This window comes from Aeromonas sp. s3 (assembly GCF_040907805.1).
Classification (GTDB): Bacteria; Pseudomonadota; Gammaproteobacteria; order Enterobacterales; family Aeromonadaceae; genus Aeromonas; species Aeromonas dhakensis.
In genome coordinates, this window is sequence record NZ_JBFOCQ010000016.1 from 21,704 (window position 1) to 41,256 (window position 19,553).

Sequence of the window (19,553 nt, forward strand, 5' to 3'; positions counted from 1 at the left end):
TACATGCCGCAGTTTTTCATTCATCGCCCGGTGTTTGCCTGGGTGATCGCCCTGTTCATCGTGCTGGCGGGGGTCATCGCCATCCCCAAGCTGCCCATCTCCCGCTATCCCTCGGTGGCGCCGGTGTCGGTGACCCTCTATGCCACCTATCCGGGCGCCACGCCGCAGACCCTGAACGATGCGGTGGTGAGCCTGATCGAGCGCGAGCTGTCGGGGGTCAAGAGCCTGCTCTACTTCGAGTCGTCGGTGGACGCCTCGGGCAGCGCGCAGATCACAGCCACCTTCAAGCCGGGCACCGATCCGGAGCTGGCCCAGATGGACGTGCAAAACCGCATCAAGGGGGTCGAGCCTCGCCTGCCACAGGCGGTGCGGCAAAACGGCCTGCAGGTGGAGTCCGCCTCGTCCGGCTTTCTGATGATGGTCGGCATGACTTCACCGGATGGTCGCTTCGATGAAATAGCGCTGAACGACTACATGGCGCGCAATATCGTCCAGGAGCTGCGCCGCATCGAGGGGGTGGGACGGGTGCAGTTGTTCGGCGCCGAACAGGCCATGCGAATCTGGGTGGATCCGGGCAAGCTCGCCGCCTACGGGCTGACCATCAGCGAGGTGGCGCAGGCCATCGAGCAGCAAAACGTGCAGATTGCACCGGGACGCCTCGGCGATGAACCCGCCCTGCCGGGGCAGCGTGTGACGGTGCCCCTTACGGTTCAAGGGCAACTGACGACCCCAGAGGCGTTCGCCGCCATCGTACTGCGGGCAGGTGCCGATGGCGCCAAACTGGTGCTGGGTGATGTCGCCCGGGTCGAGCTGGGGGCGCAATCCTACGCCTTTGCCAACCGGGAGAACGGGGTGGCCGCCACCAGCGCCGCCATCCAGCTCTCCCCGGGTGCCAACGCCGTGCGCACCGCCGATGCGGTGCGCACACGCCTTGCCCAGCTCGCCCCCACACTGCCGGCGGGCATGGCCTACTCGATCCCGTTCGACTCGGCCCCCTTCGTCAAGGTCTCCATCGACAAGGTGATCAACACCCTGCTGGAAGCCATGGTGCTGGTGTTCCTGGTGATGTTCCTCTTCCTGCAGAACCTGCGCTACACCCTGATCCCGGCCATCGTCGCCCCCATCGCCCTGCTTGGCACCTTCGCGGTGATGCTGCTGGCCGGCTTTTCCATCAACTCCCTGACCATGTTCGGCATGGTGCTGGCCATCGGCATCATCGTCGACGACGCCATCGTGGTGGTGGAGAACGTCGAGCGCCTGATGGCCACCCAGGGGCTATCGCCCAGGGAGGCGACATCGCGGGCCATGAAGGAGATCACCGGGGCGGTGATCGGCATCACCCTGGTGCTCACGGCGGTGTTCATCCCCATGGCGTTTGGCAGCGGCTCCGTGGGGGTCATCTACCAGCAGTTCACCCTGTCGATGGCGGTGTCGATCCTGATTTCCGCCTTCCTCGCCCTGACCCTGACGCCCGCACTCTGCGCCACCCTGCTGCGCCCGGTCAGCCCGGATCACCATGAGAAGCGCGGCTTCTTCGGTGCCTTCAACCGGGGCGTCGAGCGCCTCACCGCGAGCTACGGCACGCGGGTGACCCGCCTAGTCGGGCGCAGCGGACGCATGATGGCGGCCTTCATCGCCCTCTGCGCCGTGCTGGCCATCGCCGCCGCCCAGTTGCCCTCCTCTTTCCTGCCGGACGAGGATCAGGGCTACTTCATGACCTCCATCCAGTTGCCGACCGGCGCCACCAGCGAGCGCACCCTGGCCGTCATCAAGGAGTTCGAGGCCCATGTTGCCTCTCGCGAGGCGCTCGACACCAACCTGGTGGTGCAGGGCTTCAGCTTCTCCGGCGCCGGCCCCAATGCGGCCATGGCCTTCACCATGCTCAAAGACTGGGACCAGCGTCATGGTGCCACGGCTGCCGAAGAGGCGGAGCTGGCACAAGCGGCCATGGCCAACAGCCATGAAGGCACGGTAATGAGCCTGCTGCCGCCCGCCATCGACGAACTGGGCACCTCTTCAGGTTTCACGCTATTCCTGCAAGACAGGGCCAACCAGGGGGAAGCCGCGCTGCTGGCCGCCCAGGCGCAACTGCTGGCACTGGCAGCCCAAAGCGAGGTGGTGAGCGATGTCTATCCCGACAGCCTGCCCCCCGGCGAGAGCATTCACCTCGAGATCAACCGGCAGAAGGCCGAGGCCATGGGACTTTCGTTCACCAGCGTGAGCAGCACCCTGTCGGCGGCGATGGGGTCGCTCTACATCAACGACTTCCCCAACGGCGGGCACATGCAGCAGGTCATCCTGCAAGCCGACGCCAAGGCGCGCATGCAGCTTGATGACGTACTCGGCCTGCGGGTGCGCAATGCCAGCGGCGGCATGGTGCCCCTGCGGGAGGTGGTGACGCCGACCTGGCGCCAGTCGCCGCAGCAGATGATGCGCTTCGAGGGCTTCCCCGCCGTGCGTCTCTCCGGGAGTGCCACCCCCGGGGTTTCCAGCGGCGCCGCGATGGCGGAAATGGAGCGTCTGGTGGCACAGCTGCCGCCAGGCTTTGCCCTGGCCTGGACGGGGCAGTCGCTGCAGGAGCGCCAGTCGGCGGCCCAGGCCCCCATGCTGATGCTGCTGTCGGCGCTGGTGGTCTTCCTGGTGCTGGCCGCGCTCTACGAGAGCTGGTCCATCCCGCTCTCCGTGATGCTGGTGGTCCCCCTGGGCCTGCTCGGTGCCGTGGCGGCAGTGATGCTGCGCGGCATGCCCAACGACGTCTTCTTCAAGGTGGGCATGATCACCATCATCGGGCTGTCGGCCAAGAACGCCATCCTCATCGTGGAGTTTGCGCGCCAGTTGCACACCGAGGGTCGCACGCTGCTTGATGCCGCGGTGACCGCCGCACGCCTGCGTCTGCGCCCCATCTTGATGACGTCGCTCGCCTTCACCCTCGGCGTGGTGCCGCTGATGCTCGCCAGCGGCGCCAGCGCGGAGACCCAGCATGCCATCGGCACCGGCGTGTTCGGCGGCATGATCAGCGGCACCCTGCTGGCCATCTTCTTCGTGCCGGTCTTCTTTGTCTTCATCATCGGGGCGCAGGAGCGCCTGCAGGTCTGGCTGGCCCGGCGTGCTCAGCAATGGGGAGAGCAATAATGGCCAGGCTTTGCCCCCTGAGCCTGTTGTGCGGCCTGAACGAGGGCCGCCAGACAGCTCTGGTTGAGGTCTGCGTTGCCAGCCCTCATTCACCCACCATTACGGAGGAGCCACGCCATGTTTTCTGACACTCAACGCCGCTGGCTGGTCCTCCTGGCCTTCTTGCCGGTAGTCATCGACATGACCATATTGCACATTGCCGTACCTTCGCTGACCCAGGCCCTCGGTGCATCCGCTACCGAGGTACTGTGGATCATCGACATCTATCCGCTGCTGATGCCGGGACTGCTGGTGGCCATGGGCACTCTGGCGGATCGTATCGGCAACCGGCGTGTGCTGCTCACCGACCGGGCTTGCCATCTTCGGGATGGCTTCCCTGTTGGCCACCTTTGCGCCGACGCCAGCCATGCTCACCAATGCACAGGGGCTGCTGGCCCTGGTGGGCGCGATGATCATGCCCTGCGTGCTGGGCACCATACGTCGCACCTTCCAAGAGGAAAATGAGCGTGCCATTGCGCTGGGCCAGTGGGAAACAGTTAGGGTTGCGGGACGGTCCTCGGGCCGTTGATCGGCGGAGTGCGGCTGGCCCACTACTGACGGGGATCGACCTTTTTTATCTATGTCCCGGTCATGCTGTTGGTCGCGCCGCTGGTATTCATCCTATTGCCGCCAATCGAACGGACGACGTCGGGTAGATGGGGATTGGGCCAGGCGCTGCTGCTTATCCTCGGCGCCCTGACGGGGGGCGAGCTGACCCTGGCGCAGGCGCTGCAATACGTGCTGGGCAACACGCCACTACAAGCCGGCATGTTCATCATCCCCATCATGGCCGCAGCCGCCGTGGGCGGCCCGAGCGCGGGTTACCTCTTCAACCTCTGTAGCCTGCGCACCGTCGCCAGCTCATCGCTGGCAATCTCTGCGGCCGCACTCTGCTATCTGACCCAGGTAGACTTTCACCATCCCAATGTCAGGATGCCAGCAACGCGGGCCCTGCTGGGACTCTGTCTCAGCATCGGTCTGACGGCTTCCTCCATTGCCAACATGGACGCAATGGAGGCGGACAGAGGTGCAGGGAGGCAACAGTCTATGAACCAGGGGCGGGGTTCGGGAGCACCTTCTAATGGCGTACTATAAAAATCACAAAATGAAAAAGCCCAACCTGTCAGACAGGTTGGGCCTGAAGATGGCGGAGAGACAGGGATTCGAACCCTGGGTGGCATTGCTGCCACAATTGATTTCGAGTCAATCCCGTTCGGCCACTCCGGCATCTCTCCACGGGGCTTCATTGTTACCGGAGCCGCCTCTGGAAATCAACTTGAATCTCTTTAAAGATCAAACGACTGCACACAAAACCAGCAAGTGAGTGCATGTCTGGCAGCAGGCGTCCGAGCCTGTCGCTCCCGGTACTGGTACCCAATCCAGGGCGATCAGCCCCCTGCATTGCATCTCGTGCATTCGATGGCGCTGAACCGCCATCCCCTCTCCCGTCAGCGTTCCTCTGCTCATTGCAGATGGCTTGGCTTTGCATTAAAAACAGGCAAGACAGGGTCAACATGACAAATTGCCGTGCAGGGACCCGGCTGCACCCCTTGCCGGTCAGGCTGGCAATCGGCGCGTATTTGACTGACAATTTCCCCCTTTTTCCTCGGGGAGGTCGCGGTGCGGCCCCCTCATCCAATCAGACAGGAAGTACATGTTCATCGCACGAACCCTCTCATTGCTGGCACTGACCGCCAGCCTGCTGACGGCTCCGGCCCTGGCTACCACCTATCCGCTGCCCCCGGCAGGCAGCCGCCTGATCGGCGAGCTGGAGGACTACATAGTCCAGCCAGATGAACATCTCGAGCTCATCGGCAAGCACACCCAGATTGGTTTTTTGGCGCTGCTGGAAGCCAATCCGGGAGTTGACCCCTATTTGCCCAAACCGGGCACCCGGCTGACCCTGCCGACCCAGATGCTGCTGCCGGACGTGCCCCGCGAAGGCATAGTGATCAATCTGCCGGAGCTGCGCCTCTACTATTTCCCCAAGGGCAAGAACGAGGTGATGGTGCTGCCCATCGGCATCGGTGACATAGGGCGGGAGACCCCCGAAATGACCACCACCATCATTGCCAAGAACCCCAATCCGACCTGGGTGCCCGGCCCCATGGTGCGCAAATCCTGGCTGGAACAAAAAGGGATCACCCTGCCGGCGGTCGTGCCGCCCGGCCCCGACAACCCCCTCGGCAAGTTCGCCATGCGCCTTGGCTATGGCAAGCGGGACTATCTCATCCACGGCACCAACAAGGATTTCGGCGTCGGCCTGCGGGTCAGTGCCGGCTGTATTCGACTGCGCCCTGACGACATCGAGGCCCTGTTCAAGATTGTCCCCGTCGGCACTCAGGTGCGGGTGATCAACCAGCCGGTCAAGACCGCCATCGAGCCGGATGGCCGCCACTGGCTGGAAGTTCACTCTCCCCTCTCTCGCACCGAGCTGGAGCTGAAACAGGGCGCCCCGCTGATCCTCTCCGCCGAGGCGCAGGCCTTCATCGCCAGGCCGGAAGTCGACGGTGACAAGGCCGCCAGCGCGCTCAACCGCAAGAACGGCATCCCCCGTCCCGTCAGCGGCTGATAGCCAACCATGTTCACGAGGATCTTCATGAGCTACCGCGTTTTTTGTCTGTTTGCCCTGCTGCTGAGCCCGGCGGCTCTGGCCGACATCCTCTGGATGGACAACGGTGACCGGCTGACCGGCACCATAGAAGAGATAGGTGACGAGGAGGTGCGCATCGCGCTCCCTTACAGTGAGCCCGTCACGGTCAAGCGCGAGGCGGTCAAGCGCTGGCGCATCGAGAAGCAGGACAAGCCGAAACCGACCGTCAAGAGCGGCATTACCCTGCTCGCCCTGACGCCGGATGATAAGAAGGCTTGGCTGTGGAGCGGCAGCGGCGATCTGAACGTCAAGCTCAAGCACAGCGACAAGCAGACCAACAACGTCAACCTGAAGGCATCCACCGAGGTGGCCAACCTCGACTGGCGTTATACGCTGGACGGGGAGTACATCTACGAGACCGCCAACAACGTCACCAACAGCCATGAGTACCGGCTCAAGCCCATGCTGGACTTTTTCTTCGACCAGCGCTGGTTTTTACGATCAGCCATCGACTTTGAATACCAGATGCTGGACCCCGAATACATGGATGTGGGGTATGTGAGCGGCCCGGGTTACCGGTTCTGGAACGACAAGCGGCGACGACTGGAGCTGATCAGCCAAGCGGGACTGGAGCGTTCCTACTTCCGGCCAGGTTATTGGGACAACTTCATCATCCCCGATATTTTCAACGACAGGATCATCAGCTATCCCCTGATGGGCCTTGGCTGGGACTATCGTCAACCCGTTGCGCTCTGGTCGGAGCAACTGGAGCTGTTCAGCAAGGGCAGCTACAAGCGCTATCTGGACCAGCCGTCGCCCTACATCACCCGGGAACAGGCCGTAAAAGGCAGCCTGGGGATGCGCTACTACTTCAACGATCACCTGCGCCTCTCCTGGTCGAGCGAGCTCGACTGGGAAGACTCGAGATTGGACTATCAAGGTGTTCAGACACCCTTATCAGGCAAAGAGTGGCGTCATCTGATAAGCTTGGGGGCAAGCTTCTAGTCCTCAAGACAAGCCATGGATACGCAAGTGGCTGCGACATAGGTAAGTACAACAAATGCCATAAACAAAACAGGCTCACCGAGGTGAGCCTGTTTTTTTCTATACGATTCGGGCCACGGAGTGACAACCGTCACCCCATCAGAAGTAGAGTCGGGTGACAGATTCGATGACACAGCCGGGGCGACGTACACCCTCGATCTCCACCTTGATCTCCTTGAGCAGCTCCAACCCGCCCTTGATGGGGGTAACCCGAGCCAGCTTGGTGCGCGCGCGGATGTTGCTGTCCACCTTGATGGGGTACGGGAAACGAACCTGATCCAGACCGAAGTTCACCACCATACGGGCGGTCGGAAACTCCGGATTGGCCTCGTCCACCGAGCCGGTCAGCTGCGGCAACAGGGCCAGAGTCAGGAAGCCGTGAGCGATGGTGGTCTTGAACGGCGATTCGGCGGCGGCACGCTCGGGGTTGGTGTGGATCCACTGATGATCCCCAGTCACGGCGGCAAACTGATCGATCATCTGCTGGCTGACATGCAGCCATTCGCCCACGTGGGTCTCTTCACCGATGCGCGCCTGCAAGGTGGCAAACAGGGCTGCCGCCTCACCGTCGAGTTCGATGATCGACTCTTGCGGTGGCACGGGCTGGCCGTTGACGGCCTGGGCCGCACCCTGCTGCTGCAGCATGGACTGGTTGTCGCCCTGCAAATCCAGCACTCGCCCCAGCAGAGGGTGGAGGTGTGCCTTTTGCTGAAACTCACGCCAGTAGTCGCGGATAGCCGGGGAGAGCCAATCCTTGAGCTCAAAGGGGTGCTGCGCCAGAATTTCGCGCTTGCGCTTCAGAAAATCGACAACTTTCATGTACCGATCCCTATTCGATTCAAAGCCTGTAAAGAGGTCTAACCAGTCCTATTTTATTAAAGTTACAGCTGAAAGTGCAAAAAAATCTCGGCGTACAGCTGTACCAAGGCAAAAATCACTACAGGATAGCTACATAACAGCATGATGAACCAACGAAGAAAACGATTGCCTGTTTTTTATCCGATCATGTTGGGATTGAGATGAAAAAGGCCCGTCACGGGCCTGTGTGGAGATCAGCGCGCTGCTGACCACCACTCGCGGCACCCTGCCTCATCGAAGAAGGTCCAGGCCAGCACCCGGCTCACCTTGTTGCCCTGCGCCATCTCGAGCACCCGCACCTGACGAGCACCGACCCGGGTCAGCGCCTTCTTCGCCGCCGGCAGATTCTCCTTTTTCGATACCAGCGAGCTGAACCAGAGGCACTGTTCGGCAAAGGCCCGGCTCTGGTTGATCATCGCGGCCAGAAAGGCGGCCTCTCCCCCTTCGCACCAGAGCTCGGCCTTCTGGCCGCCGAAGTTGAGCACCGGCTTGTCCTTGACCTCCTTGCCCAGATTGCGCAGCTTGCGCTCCGTCCCCTTGCTCGCCTCCGCCAGAGACGTGTGAAAGGGAGGGTTGCAGAGGGTCAGCGCAAAACGCTCGCGCGGCGCCACTATGCCCTGAAAGATGTCGCCGGCCCTGCCCTGCAGGCGGCACTCGATCTGGCTGCCCAGCCCGTTGCTGTTGGCCAGCAGAGAGGCAGCCTTGACCGACACCGGGTCGATGTCGGAGCCGACGAAGCGCCAGCCATATTCGCGGGCACCCAGCAGGGGGTAGATGCAGTTCGCCCCCACCCCGATATCCAGTACCCGCACGCCCTTGCCAGTCGGCACCTTGCCCGCACTCTCGGCCAGCAGGTCGGCCACTCTGTGCAGATAGTCCACCCGCCCGGGAATGGGCGGACAGAGGTAGCCGGCCGGCAGATCCCAGTGCTGGATGCCGTAATGCAGCGCCAGCAGGGCCTTGTTCAGCGCCTTGACGGCGGCGGGGTCGGCAAAGTCGATGGTGCTGGCGCCGTAGGGATTGACGAAGACGAAGGGCTGCAGCTCGGGAGTGCGCAGACAGAGCGCGGCAAAGTCGTAGGGAGCCTGGTGGCGATTGCGCGGGTGCAATCCGGATTTATGGTCTAAACGGGTCTTCATGCTGGGCCTGCCGGGGAAAAAACGGGCCCACACTATAGTGATTCGGCCCCCGAAAGTCTAAATCGCAGCCATAAAAAACCGGGCTGCGGGAGCCCGGTTCAAGTGAGGTTGGAAAAACAGTCCGTACTGCGAGCCGTTTATCCAGCCTGACTCAGATGTCGATCCGGCGTGCCTGCCAGAACTTGCTGCGCCAATAAGAGCTGTCGAGCTTGGAGCGGGTTACCCCGGCCCGAGTGGAGGCGTGGATGAACTCGCCATTGCCCACATAGATGCCGACGTGGTTGAGGCGGCGATTGATTTTGAAGAAGACCAGATCCCCTTCGACCAGATCCTGCTTGGAGACTCGGGTGCCTTCATGGACCTGGGAGCGGGTATCGCGGGGAAGTTCGATGCCGACGGCGTTGCGGAACACTTCACGGGCAAAAGCGGAACAATCGATGCCACGCTGGCTGCTGCCTCCCATGCGGTAAGGTACGCCGCGCCACTCTTTGTATACAGTCAGAATTTCGTTTACATCTGGGGTTTGTGAAGCTTCCGGTTCAATTACGGGTTCCATCATGGAAACTTCGATCTTGCTCGCGACCTCGGGCTGGGGTGCCGAGGCACAACCCACCATTCCGAGCGCGACCAGCAGTAGCATCAGGTGGCGCAATCCTTTATCCCCGCAAAATAGTAAAACTTGTTAAAATACGGCCCGAACGGGCAATTTATAAGGCAACAGCACCCGACTATATCCAAGAATTCTATCGAGGCAAGCGAAAATCCCTATCGACCTCACATTTCTGCAAGGAAATGCATTATTTTTCCTGATTAATGTGATCGTGGCCAAACAATATACAATCTCGAAAGAGGCCGTCCTGACCGGATTAAACTGACTTTTATCGCTGTTTCGCCGCTCTTTTAAAGTGAAAAATTATGATCTCTGTGGATCTCTATTTGTTAAAACCGGCAAAGGTCGACGCCGAGCAGCTGACTCTGCTGCAGACCCTGCTCTCCCCCGCCGAACGGCAGACATGGCAGGCCATCGGCCAGCCGTTGCGCCGCCAGGAGTACCTGCTCAGCCGCGGGCTGCTGCGACGGCTGCTGGCCGAGCGGCTGCAGTGTCAACCCGATGCACTGCAATTTGCCAGCAACCCGCACGGCAAACCTGTGCTAAGCGACGGGTGCTGGCAGTTCAATCTCAGCCACAGCGGGGATTGGCTGGTGATCGCCCTCTGCGCCGCCGGCCCGCTCGGGGTCGACATCGAGATGGGTCAGCGCCGCCGCCAGACTCTGCCACTGGCGCGCCGCTTTTATGCACGCAGTGAATATGAGTGGCTGCTCGCCCTGCCCGAAGCGGAGCAAGAGTCGGCCTTCTATCGGCTCTGGTCGCGCAAGGAGGCGGTGCTGAAAGCCCACGGCGCCGGCATCGCCGCAGGCCTCGACAAGGTGCGCTTCGTGCCTGAGGAAGCGTGGCGGCTCGACAACCAGCTCGATCAAGAAGATTACCGGGTGCAGGATTGGCCTATCGGCCAGGGCTGGCTCAGCCTGGCTGCGCCGACCCTGGCCGTCAACGGCTGGCTGCTCGATGGCAGCTTGAATTCCGGCCCATTCAACCCCATGTTAACTCACACCATTTTCCAAGAGTCAGCCTCATGATCGTCGACATCAATCCCCAGAATTTCCAAGCCGCCCTGATCGATGCTTCCATGAAAAAGCCGATCGTCATCTATTTCCACGCCCCCCAGATGCCGGAGTGTCAGGCCATGACCCCGCAGGTGGAGGCGCTGGTCGGCCCGGCCAATCCCCAGGTGACCCTGGCCAGGGTCGACATGAACGATCCGCAGCTGCAACCGCTGGCCGGTCAGCTCGGTCTGCGCGCCCTGCCGGCGCTGGTGCTGTTCCATCAGGGACGCCCTGACGAGCAGGCCATTCTGGAAGGCCCGCAGGACGAGGCCACCCTGCGCGGCTATTTCGCCGCCTTCGCCCCCAAGGAGGAGGAGCAACTGCTCGAACAGGGGCAACAGGCACTGGCGGACGGCCAGACGAGCGTGGCCTATGGCCACTTCGGCAAGGCCCATCAGCTGGCACCGGATCGCCACGACATCAGTCTGTGGTTGACCCAGGCGGCACTCGATCTCAATCTGCTGGATGAGGCACAGGAGCTGCTCGGCAAGATCCCGATGATCGCCCAGGATGACCACTATCAGACGCTTGTCTCCCGTCTGGCGCTGGCCCAACAGGCCGCGGACAGCCCGGAGCTGCGGGCGCTGGAAGCCCGTCACCAGCAGGAGCCTGACAACTTTGCCCTGGCCCAGGAGCTGGCGGTGCAATACAGCCAGGCCGGCCGCCAGGAAGAGGCGCTGGCGCTGCTGTTCACCATCCTCAAGCGGGATCTCGCCTTCGGCGATGCCAAGAAGACCTATCTCGACATCCTGACCACCATGGGATCCAACCCGGCAGCGCAGGGTTACCGTCGCAAGCTCTACAGCCTGCTCTACTGACTTGAAACGAAGATGAGCAACGGGGTGATGCCGAGCGATCGGCATTGCCTTGTCAGGCGGGGATCAGCGAGGAAAATGCGGGAATTTGATGAATTTCAGGCAAAAAAAAATGGCGCATAACTGCGCCATTTTTTTCGCATGGATTACTTCTTGTAGGAAGTAGCCATGTTGTCGATGCGCTGGTTAGCACGCATAGCTTCTTGCTTGGCTTCTGCAACATCAGCAGCGATCTTGGACTGATCAGCACGAACAGCGCTAACATCTTGAGCCAGTTGGTCAACTTTGTTAGACAGATTCTGAACGGAAGTTTCCAGTTCGCTGGTGTTTGCACAACCGCCCAGCAGAGCGGACAGACCAACAACACCTACCAACAACATTTTTTTCATTTTAAAAGCTCCCTTTAACTCGCCAGACGTTTAGCAAGCGGCGTGATTATGGCACAAAAAAATCATAGTTTGGATAGGCCCCATCACAGATAAATGCATTAAAACCCTCATTTTTTTTTAAACGTACACTTTTTGTGCAAAGTTCAGTCAAAAATAAGGGTCACTGGATGAGGTTCGCACAAAGCGTAACCAAATTTTGTGCTTATTACAATTTCGTATGAGGCTCAGGCTGAACGTTCTGACAGCAACTGACGATACTGCACCAGATCCTCGATGGTCAGCACCGGCATGTCATGGCGGCGGCCAAATGCCACCAGATCCGGCAAGCGGGCCATGGAGCCATCTTCCTTGGTCAATTCGCACAACACACCGAACGGTTTGAGCCCGGCGAGCTGCATCAGATCGACCGTGGCTTCGGTGTGGCCGCGGCGGGTCAACACCCCGCCAGTGCGGGCCCGCAGCGGGAAGACGTGGCCCGGGCGGTGCAGGTCGGAGGGTCTGGCACCGTCGGCGATGGCTGCCCGGATGGTGGTGATGCGATCGGCCGCCGAGACGCCGGTGGTCACCCCCTGCGCCGCTTCGATGGTCACGGTGAAGGCGGTCTGATAGTGGCTGGAGTTGGCCTCCACCATCATCGGCAGTTCGAGCTGGCGTACTCGCTCGTCGGTCAGGCAGAGGCAGACGATGCCGGAGCACTCGCGGATCATCATGGCCATCTGTTCATTGGTCATGGACTCGGCGGCGAAGATGAGATCCCCTTCGTTCTCCCGATCTTCATCGTCAGCCACCAGCACGCCGCGACCGGCACGCAGAGCTGCCAGCGCCGCTTCGACACGGGCAATGGGATCACCAAATTCACTGAGAAGAGACTGATTCATGGTAAGACTCCTAAACAAGACAAGGACCAGAATCAGGGCATGGAAAGGCAGACAGAGATAGGCATGCGGCGGCCGGCCCGCGGGGGGCTTGCCTGCAATAGTCTGTCTTATCCTCTTTCATCCGGACTGTGACCGTCGGCTCCGGCATCTCACCGGATCTGCTGACCCCGTCCCGGCTGAAAACCGGGTCGGGCGCTCGCGGGCTCCCCGAGTCATATCGGGATACCGCCGGTGGGGAATTTCACCCCGCCCTGAGAATAAGCGCAGACAGCCTAAAGAAAAACGGCGCCGGATACCAGCACAAAACCCATCAAGGATGAATAGCATGCCTGCTCCGGGGCACGGATCGCCCGGATGCACGGCGCGCTGTCCTTTCTGATTTTGTTTGTGGCATAGTGCCAGAAAAAACGCGCGGCCTGCGCAGACTCAGGCGCCAACAACACCAACGGAATCATGACAGAGATGGAAAAGAAAATACTGCTGACGGACTGCCCGGACGCCAAGGGCCTCATCGCCAAGATCACCAACATCTGCTACAAGCATCAGCTCAACATCAACAAGAACGACGAGTTCGTGGATCACGAAAACGGCCGCTTCTTCATGCGCACCGAGCTGGAAGGGCGCTTCAACGACGAGACCCTGCTGGCCGACCTCGATGATGCCCTGCCCACCGGTGCCCAGCGCCGCCTGGTCAAGGCCGGCAAGAAGCGCATCGTCATCCTGGTGACCAAGGAGACCCACTGCCTCGGCGACATCCTGATGAAGAACTACGCCGGTGCGCTGGACATGGACATAGTGGCGGTGATCGGCAACTACGACACCCTCGCCGAGCTGACCGGCAAGTTCGACATTCCGTTCCACACCGTCAGTCACGAGGATCTGAGCCGCACCGAGCATGAAGAGCAGGTGCGCGCCATCATCGACGGCTACCAGCCCGACTACGTGGTGCTGGCCAAGTACATGCGGGTGCTGACCCCGAGTTTCGTCGAGGCCTATCCGCGCAAGATCATCAACATCCACCACTCCTTCCTGCCCGCCTTCATCGGTGCCCGCCCCTATCGCCAGGCCTTCGATCGCGGCGTCAAGCTGATCGGCGCCACCGCCCACTTCGTCACCGACGATCTGGATGAGGGCCCCATCGTCGAGCAGGACGTGATCCACGTCGATCACACCTTCAGTGCCGACGACATGGCCAAGGCCGGCCGCGACGTGGAGAAGTCCGTGCTGAGCCGGGCGCTGGAGCTGGTGCTGAACGAACGGGTGTTCGTCTACGGCAACAAGACGGTGGTGTTCAAGTAATTCCGGCCACTGAAAACGACAAAGGCTCCCGCGGGAGCCTTTGTTCCATGTGCACTGACGCGACGTAAATCAGAGCGGCAGATCGTTGATGGTCATGGCGCCCTTGTCGAGCTTGATCTCGGCCGTCAGCTGCTCCTTGTCCGCCTTGAGATACCCCATGGCCGCGAACTGGTCCAGCATGGGTGCCAGTTGCGGCACCGCCTTGCCCAGCTTGCCGCTCAGGTTGGCGTGCAGCAGACCGGAGAGGGCGTGCATCCCCTCTTCGCTGCTGAACAGCTGCTCGAGCGAGGTGCTTGCCAGCTTGATGTCGCCCTTCATGGCCACCGGCTCGCCGTTGAGATGGGAGCTCAAGTCCACCAGCTCCAGCGTGGCGCCACGCTTGAGCATCTTGTCCAGCGCCTGCTGGATCGCTTCCTCTTCCACGCCCTGGCCGCTGGAGGCCTGCAGCGCCTGATAGCCTTCCAGATCCAGCCCCTTCAGATTGAGGGCCAGCTTGCTCTGGGTCAGCGCAAGGTTGTCGGCCTCGTTCTCCAGATTGAGGGTATCCACCTTCATCTGGTAGCTGCTGGAGAGGGTCTGGGCATCATCCCCAGCCAGCTGGGTCTCGGAGGTCAGCCCCTGCAGGGAGAACTTGACGTTGTCCGGCAGCTGTACCGACAGCGCGGAGAGGGTCATGTCGCTACGGGGAGAGAGCCAGATGCCGCGGATCTCGGCCATGTCGGCACTGCCCTTGAGCTCGGCCAGCACCATGTCCATCTTGTTCTGCTCTTCGTGCAGGGTCATGCCCTGCCAGTGGAAGGTGAGGTGGCCATTGCCTTCCAGATCACCGTGATAGTCACCCTTCATCGGCAGGAAGCTGAACTCGTCCAGCCCCTGCTTGACCTTGAACTCGTTGGCCCAGAAGCGGCTGCTGTTGCTGGAGGTCCACAGGCTGCTGACCGACTCGATACCAAACTGCCACTGCTCCATCTTGAAGGCGCCGAACACGGGCGCCAGCGAACCTTGCCTGGTGTCGAGCAGCATGTTGCTCTTGATGTAGAGCGGCAGGATGCGGCTGTCGACGATGAACTGCACCTCGACCGGCTCGCTCCCCTCCAGCTGACCATCCAGGCTGGCCAGGGTCTGCGGGGTGATCACCATCTTCAGTACGCCGTCGCGGGTGAACAGGTTGCTCGAACCCGGCTGCCAGCTCAGATCGATGCCGCTCTCCTGCTTCACCTTGGCGATCTGCTCGGCCATGATGCGGTCAAACGCATTGCCCGTGTACCAGCAGGCACCCAGCCCACCCACCACCAAGGCCGCCGTGACGGCCAGCGCTACTCGCTTCTTCATCTTTATTCCGTTCTCCAGGGAGTGATTGCCGCACTCTACGGGGCAAGTTCGGGGGGAGGCAAGCGCAATTCGGCGCCGACCACAATTAAGTGATGTCACAACAAGGGGCTGAACAGATAGAACATGTTCTCCATTGCCTTCTTGTACCAGGGGCGTGCCCGCCACTTGGCCAGCGACATGGGCGTCGCCTCTACCATGTAGCCCTGCACCAGCTGGGTCATCTCGGCGACGAACACCGGGTTGTCGATGAGCAGGGTCACCTCGAAGTTGAGCCAGAGGCTGCGCCGATCCAGGTTGACCGTCCCCACCAGGGCGAAGTCGTCATCCACCAGCACGCTCTTGGTGTGCAGCAGGCCGGCGTCGTAGCGGTAGATCTCCACCCCCGCCTCCAGCAGCTCTTCCATGAAGGCATTGCAGGCGTAATTGGCCATGATGGAGTCGTTGCGCGCCGGCAGCACCAGCTGCACCTGCACACCGCGGGCCGCCGCCGAGGAGAGCGCCGCCGCCAGCGGATCGTCCGGTACGAAGTAGGGGGTGGTCAGCACCAGATGGTGGCGGGCCTGGTAGATGGCCAGCAGCAGGCTCTGCTGGATGCAGTCGCCGCCGACGAAGGGGCCGGACGGGATGAGCTGGGCCCGGTAGTTGCTCTGGGGCCAGGCCTCCGGCTCGTGCTGCAGGCTGTCGAGCAGCCGCTCGCCGGTCTCCATCTCCCAGTCCCAGACGAAGATGGACCACATCAGCGGCACCATGGGGCCCTGTACCCGGATCATGATGTCGACCCACTGGCCGACCCCGGCGTTCTGCTTGAAGAAGCGGGGATCCACCATGTTCATGGAGCCGGTGTAACCGACCCTGTCATCGATCACCACCAGCTTGCGGTGCATACGCAAATCCTGGCGCTGGAACGGGATGCGCCAGGCCCCGACCGGCAGCACCTCCACCAGCTTGACCCCCGCCTTGCGCAGCTTCTTCGGCCAGGGCGAGCGGAAGAAGGTCTTGCTGCCCATGGAATCGAGCAGCAAGCGACAATCCACGCCGCGCGCCGCCACTTCCATCAAGGCTTCACACACCTCGTCGGTGTCGCCGCCCGGGTGCCAGATGTAGAACTCCAGGTAGCAGGACTGGGAAGATTGGCGGATGTCGCGCACTATCTCGCGCAGGATGGCTTCCGGCTTGCTGAGCAGCGTCATCCGGTTGCCGGAGAGCATGGGCATGGCCAGCCGTCCCTGGATCAGATCGTGCAGCGGCTGGGCCTTCTCCCCCACCTCGCAGCAGTGCTGGGGGAAGAGCCGGGCCAGCTGGCGGATCCAGATGGCGTAAGGGCGGTACATGGCCTGGGCCCGCTCGGCGCGCCGCCGGCCGAGGCGAATTTCGCCAAACAGCACGTAGAAGCCGACCCCGGCAAACGGGATGGCATAGATGAGGGCGAGCCAGGCGAGCGAGACCCCGATGGGGCGTCGCTTCATCACCACCCGCAATGAGACCCCCGCCACGATCACGGTGTGAAACAGCAGCAGCAACCAGCCCAGGAACTGGGAAAACAGCAGTTGGATGTCGTGCTCCAGACCGTTGATCACGAGAACTCCTTTTACACAGGGGTGAAAGCGGTGGGCAGATCCCACGAAAGCAGGATGGTATGCTGTAAGACACACCCATTCAATCAGGTCGTTAGCATGATCCTGTCATCTATGCTGCTCAGTCTGACCATGCTAGGTCAAGGCTCATATGACATCAATGAGCAACAGATAAACCAGTACCTGCAATCCCAGGTGCAAGTGAACAAACAGCTGGAGCTGCCCGGCATCATCAAGGCCCATGTGCAGCTCGAGCAGAGCGACGTGCAGATCGGACGTCAGAGCCCGGACACCGCCCGGGTCTACGGCAAGGGCAAGCTCAAGATCGCCCTGCCGGACAACACCGAATACGACGCCCGGCTGAACATGGCCTACGAGGCGAGGCCACGCTACGACAAGGCACAGAGCGCCCTGTTCCTCGACAACATGAAGTTGATTGAATACAAGCTGGAGCCTGAGGCGGCGCAACAGAAGTTCGGCTTCATGCTCGGCATGCTGCTGCAGAGCATGGAGAAGCGGCTGGAGACCCAACCGGTCTACCGGCTCGATGCCAAGGATCCGAATCAGGCCTGGCTGAAGGAGAATCTGCTGGGGCTGGAGCTGTCACCGGGCAAGATCCACCTGCTGACCAAGCCCCAGTGACGGTTCAGTTGTAGACCGGGGCCTTGGCCTGGCGCACCAGCAGCTCGATCTGGTAACCCTGTTCGCGCTGCTGGTCATAAAGGGAGAAGAGCGGCCCCTCCAGCTCGTGCAGGGGCAGGTCGGCGAAGCCGGCCTTGAGGTAGAAGGGCTTTTCGAACGGCAAGGCCTGGCAGATCACCGGCTTGTCCAGCAGATCGCTGCAAGCGTGTTGCAACAGGCGAGACCCCAACCCCAGCGACTGGTAGTGGGGCAGCAGGCGAAAGCCGCAGAGGTGATAGTAATCCTGTTCGTCGCGCAGGCGCACGGCCCCCACCAGCCAGTGGGCGTCGCGTACCACGAAGATCCGCTCGGCCAGATCCGGCACGTAGTGGGAGAAAGTGGTTTCGTAGTAGTCCCTGATCAGGGAGAGATCCGCATCGCAGTACTCTTCGAACGTGAGTTCCATCGCCCGTTTGCCTATCACACTCGTTTCATCCCTGGCCATCCGGCCAGATCCTCGCACAGAAGTTGTTGGTCGAAGAGATCCGACCAGCATGAAGATATCACGGCTTTTAGTAACAAAAAAGCCAATAACCACATCAAGTTGCATACTTTTTAACATGCTGCCGGCGCGGCGGCAAACCGCAATCCTAGCACGGCAAACCAGAGGCAGACACTGTTTGTCCCTTCTCCTGGCCCTTTACGGCAGCTCGCCATTTCTTGGCCCGCAACTCACTGATTTGGCTCTACAAACAGAACATGTAAACATTTATTAACAAGTCACTCTCGTCAGCGCCCCGGATAAAAAGCTCCATTCGAATAGCAACTTCCCCATTTCACCCTATGGTGAAACCTTGGCATAGCATCGCGCTGTTGTTGCCTGCGTGGGGTCATCCCCACACCGACACCTCACCACTTTGCCAAGGAGCTATCATGTCCAGACCGATCCCCTCCCTGTTGCTGCTGGCCCTGCTGCCCGCCGCCGGCTGGGCCGGCGACATCCATGTCCCGCTTGCCCCCTATCACTTCACGGCGCAGCAGCTTGCCGCCGGCCAAGCCCCGGCACTCCCCCTGGATGAGGCCCACTTCGTGTTCGGCGAGGCGGCCATGGCGTTCGATCTGCACGATTTCCTGCTGCAACAGGCGCCTCACCTGCTACCCAAGGAGGAGGTGATCCTGCACTGGAGCGGCATCACCAGCCTCAACCCCCAGCTGCTGCTGGCCCTGATGGAGACGAGCAGCCAGCTCATCTCGGCCCCCTCCGATCAAGCCATGACGGCGCCATTCGCCAAGCTGGTGAAAGCCAGGGGCTTTGACAACCAGCTGGAGCTGATGGCGCGCCAGCTCTCCGAGCGCTTCTACCAGGCCCGCGCCCAGCTGCAGCTCACCCCGCGCCGCACCCCCGCCCTGGCGCCGCAAGCAGCGCACCAGGCCGCCCTCGCCAGCCTGCTGAGCGCGCCAGTGCAGCAGCAGCTCGGTGAGCAGTGGCGGACCCTGTTCGGCCAGGATGCCATGACCTCCCCCGGGGGCGGCGCGGCTGCGCCCGCGGCACCGCTGGCTGGCGGCCAGTTCCAGCTGCCCTGGCGCCAGGGCTACAGCTGGAAGGCCAACGGCGCCCACTCCCATACCGGCTCCGGCTATCCCTACTCATCCATCGACGTCTCCTACGACTGGCCGGGCTGGGGCGGTGCCACCTACACGGTCACCGCCGCCAACAGCGGCACCGTCACCGTCTTCTCCCGCTGCCAGGTGCGAGTCACCGCCCCCAATGGCTGGGCCACCAACTACTACCACATGAGCGGGGTCTCGGTGCGCAGCGGTGACTACGTGGCCGCCGACACCCCCATCGGCACCTATGCCAGCAACCGCAACGAGGCGCTGTGCGAGGGCGGCTCCTCCACCGGCCCGCACCTGCACTTCTCCCTGCTCTACAACGGGGTGTTCCAGTCCCTGCAGGGACAGAAGCTGAGCAGCTATGCCGTCAACGTCGGCGCCAGCAACTACGACGACAACTGCAACCGCTTCTGGCTCTACAACCAGCGCAATGGCCAGCGCTACTGTGCCTGGCAGCCGCTCTACAACAACGGGGTCGACTGAGTTGCAATACAGCCCGCTAAGTGATTGAAAAATCAGTAATGATGGGATCTATGCGGTTTTTTGCAAGCCGTCACAGAT

Annotated in this window: 18 protein-coding genes, 1 tRNA gene and 1 riboswitch; of the genes, 10 read left to right on the forward strand and 9 right to left on the reverse strand. The window is 61.5% G+C overall.

Features of this window, described 5'->3' with window-relative positions; genetic code table 11:
* Positions 1-3: 3 nt before the first annotated feature.
* The 3 genes from AB5Y98_RS08370 to AB5Y98_RS08380 all read left to right on the forward strand — a co-directional run bounded on the left by AB5Y98_RS08370 (position 4) and on the right by AB5Y98_RS08380 (position 4,266).
* Positions 4-3,132: a multidrug efflux RND transporter permease subunit gene (locus AB5Y98_RS08370; protein WP_368231718.1), complete on the forward strand. Its 3,129-nt coding sequence runs from the start codon at positions 4-6 to the stop codon at positions 3,130-3,132.
* Between the two features lie 117 nt (positions 3,133-3,249).
* Positions 3,250-3,636, forward strand: a complete 387-nt coding sequence (locus AB5Y98_RS08375) for a hypothetical protein (RefSeq protein WP_206194334.1) — start codon at positions 3,250-3,252, stop codon at positions 3,634-3,636.
* A 198-nt stretch (positions 3,637-3,834) separates the two neighbouring features.
* Positions 3,835-4,266 (forward strand): hypothetical protein, encoded by a 432-nt coding sequence (locus AB5Y98_RS08380; RefSeq protein WP_368231719.1) that lies wholly within the window; start codon positions 3,835-3,837, stop codon positions 4,264-4,266.
* A gap of 50 nt (positions 4,267-4,316) precedes the next feature.
* On the opposite strand, the gene AB5Y98_RS08385 is transcribed toward AB5Y98_RS08380, so the two are convergent.
* A tRNA-Ser gene (locus AB5Y98_RS08385) sits at positions 4,317-4,406 on the reverse strand.
* A 419-nt stretch (positions 4,407-4,825) separates the two neighbouring features.
* Between AB5Y98_RS08385 and AB5Y98_RS08390 the strand changes: the two genes are divergently transcribed.
* Together AB5Y98_RS08390 and AB5Y98_RS08395 are read left to right on the forward strand one after the other, a co-directional pair.
* Positions 4,826-5,743: a L,D-transpeptidase family protein gene (locus tag AB5Y98_RS08390; protein ID WP_368204667.1), complete on the forward strand. Its 918-nt coding sequence runs from the start codon at positions 4,826-4,828 to the stop codon at positions 5,741-5,743.
* Between the two features lie 27 nt (positions 5,744-5,770).
* Positions 5,771-6,769 (forward strand): DUF481 domain-containing protein, encoded by a 999-nt coding sequence (locus AB5Y98_RS08395; RefSeq protein ID WP_336290784.1) that lies wholly within the window; start codon positions 5,771-5,773, stop codon positions 6,767-6,769.
* A 138-nt stretch (positions 6,770-6,907) separates the two neighbouring features.
* Here AB5Y98_RS08395 and AB5Y98_RS08400 read toward each other — a convergent pair whose 3' ends face one another.
* The 3 genes from AB5Y98_RS08400 to AB5Y98_RS08410 form a co-directional block, all read right to left on the reverse strand.
* Positions 6,908-7,627 carry a MaoC family dehydratase gene (locus tag AB5Y98_RS08400; protein WP_368231720.1) on the reverse strand — a complete coding sequence of 240 codons (720 nt, stop codon included), beginning with the start codon at positions 7,625-7,627 and terminating at the stop codon, positions 6,908-6,910.
* Between the two features lie 233 nt (positions 7,628-7,860).
* Positions 7,861-8,805: a 23S rRNA (adenine(1618)-N(6))-methyltransferase RlmF gene (gene rlmF, locus AB5Y98_RS08405; protein ID WP_368231721.1), complete on the reverse strand. Its 945-nt coding sequence runs from the start codon at positions 8,803-8,805 to the stop codon at positions 7,861-7,863.
* 151 nt (positions 8,806-8,956) lie between these two features.
* Positions 8,957-9,445 carry a C40 family peptidase gene (locus tag AB5Y98_RS08410; RefSeq protein WP_005298673.1) on the reverse strand — a complete coding sequence of 163 codons (489 nt, stop codon included), beginning with the start codon at positions 9,443-9,445 and terminating at the stop codon, positions 8,957-8,959.
* Positions 9,446-9,720: 275 nt separating this feature from the next.
* On the opposite strand from AB5Y98_RS08410, the gene AB5Y98_RS08415 reads away from it, so the two are divergent.
* Together AB5Y98_RS08415 and AB5Y98_RS08420 are read left to right on the forward strand one after the other, a co-directional pair.
* Complete coding sequence (locus tag AB5Y98_RS08415) at positions 9,721-10,443, forward strand: 4'-phosphopantetheinyl transferase superfamily protein (RefSeq protein ID WP_042050484.1); 723 nt, start codon at positions 9,721-9,723, stop codon at positions 10,441-10,443.
* Positions 10,440-11,288 carry a tetratricopeptide repeat protein gene (locus AB5Y98_RS08420; RefSeq protein WP_368231722.1) on the forward strand — a complete coding sequence of 283 codons (849 nt, stop codon included), beginning with the start codon at positions 10,440-10,442 and terminating at the stop codon, positions 11,286-11,288. Before AB5Y98_RS08415 ends, AB5Y98_RS08420 begins: the two co-directional genes overlap by 4 nt.
* A 143-nt stretch (positions 11,289-11,431) precedes the next feature.
* Here the strand turns inward: AB5Y98_RS08420 and AB5Y98_RS08425 are convergent, their stop codons facing one another.
* Entirely contained in the window at positions 11,432-11,674 is a 243-nt protein-coding gene (locus AB5Y98_RS08425) for an Lpp/OprI family alanine-zipper lipoprotein (RefSeq protein WP_010634682.1), read from the reverse strand.
* A 224-nt stretch (positions 11,675-11,898) separates the two neighbouring features.
* Complete coding sequence (ribB, locus tag AB5Y98_RS08430; RefSeq protein ID WP_005298666.1) at positions 11,899-12,552, reverse strand: 3,4-dihydroxy-2-butanone-4-phosphate synthase; 654 nt, start codon at positions 12,550-12,552, stop codon at positions 11,899-11,901.
* Positions 12,553-12,657: 105 nt separating this feature from the next.
* A riboswitch (FMN riboswitch) is annotated at positions 12,658-12,815 on the reverse strand.
* 199 nt (positions 12,816-13,014) lie between these two features.
* Between ribB and purU the strand changes: the two genes are divergently transcribed.
* On the forward strand, positions 13,015-13,851 hold the full coding sequence (purU, locus tag AB5Y98_RS08435) for a formyltetrahydrofolate deformylase (RefSeq protein WP_017780649.1): 837 nt from the start codon (positions 13,015-13,017) through the stop codon (positions 13,849-13,851).
* Between the two features lie 69 nt (positions 13,852-13,920).
* Here the strand turns inward: purU and AB5Y98_RS08440 are convergent, their stop codons facing one another.
* Together AB5Y98_RS08440 and cls are read right to left on the reverse strand one after the other, a co-directional pair.
* Positions 13,921-15,183: a DUF945 family protein gene (locus AB5Y98_RS08440; RefSeq protein ID WP_368231723.1), complete on the reverse strand. Its 1,263-nt coding sequence runs from the start codon at positions 15,181-15,183 to the stop codon at positions 13,921-13,923.
* A 95-nt stretch (positions 15,184-15,278) separates the two neighbouring features.
* Positions 15,279-16,760: a cardiolipin synthase gene (cls, locus tag AB5Y98_RS08445; protein WP_005298659.1), complete on the reverse strand. Its 1,482-nt coding sequence runs from the start codon at positions 16,758-16,760 to the stop codon at positions 15,279-15,281.
* A 96-nt stretch (positions 16,761-16,856) separates the two neighbouring features.
* Here cls and AB5Y98_RS08450 point away from each other — a divergent pair, with 96 nt between their 5' ends.
* Positions 16,857-17,399: a DUF1439 domain-containing protein gene (locus tag AB5Y98_RS08450; RefSeq protein ID WP_368231724.1), complete on the forward strand. Its 543-nt coding sequence runs from the start codon at positions 16,857-16,859 to the stop codon at positions 17,397-17,399.
* A gap of 4 nt (positions 17,400-17,403) precedes the next feature.
* On the opposite strand, the gene AB5Y98_RS08455 is transcribed toward AB5Y98_RS08450, so the two are convergent.
* Entirely contained in the window at positions 17,404-17,883 is a 480-nt protein-coding gene (locus AB5Y98_RS08455) for a GNAT family N-acetyltransferase (RefSeq protein ID WP_005298657.1), read from the reverse strand.
* A gap of 428 nt (positions 17,884-18,311) precedes the next feature.
* Here AB5Y98_RS08455 and AB5Y98_RS08460 point away from each other — a divergent pair, with 428 nt between their 5' ends.
* Positions 18,312-19,475, forward strand: coding sequence for a M23 family metallopeptidase (locus AB5Y98_RS08460; RefSeq protein ID WP_368231725.1), 1,164 nt, complete (start codon positions 18,312-18,314; stop codon positions 19,473-19,475).
* The last annotated feature ends 78 nt before the right edge of the window (positions 19,476-19,553 follow it).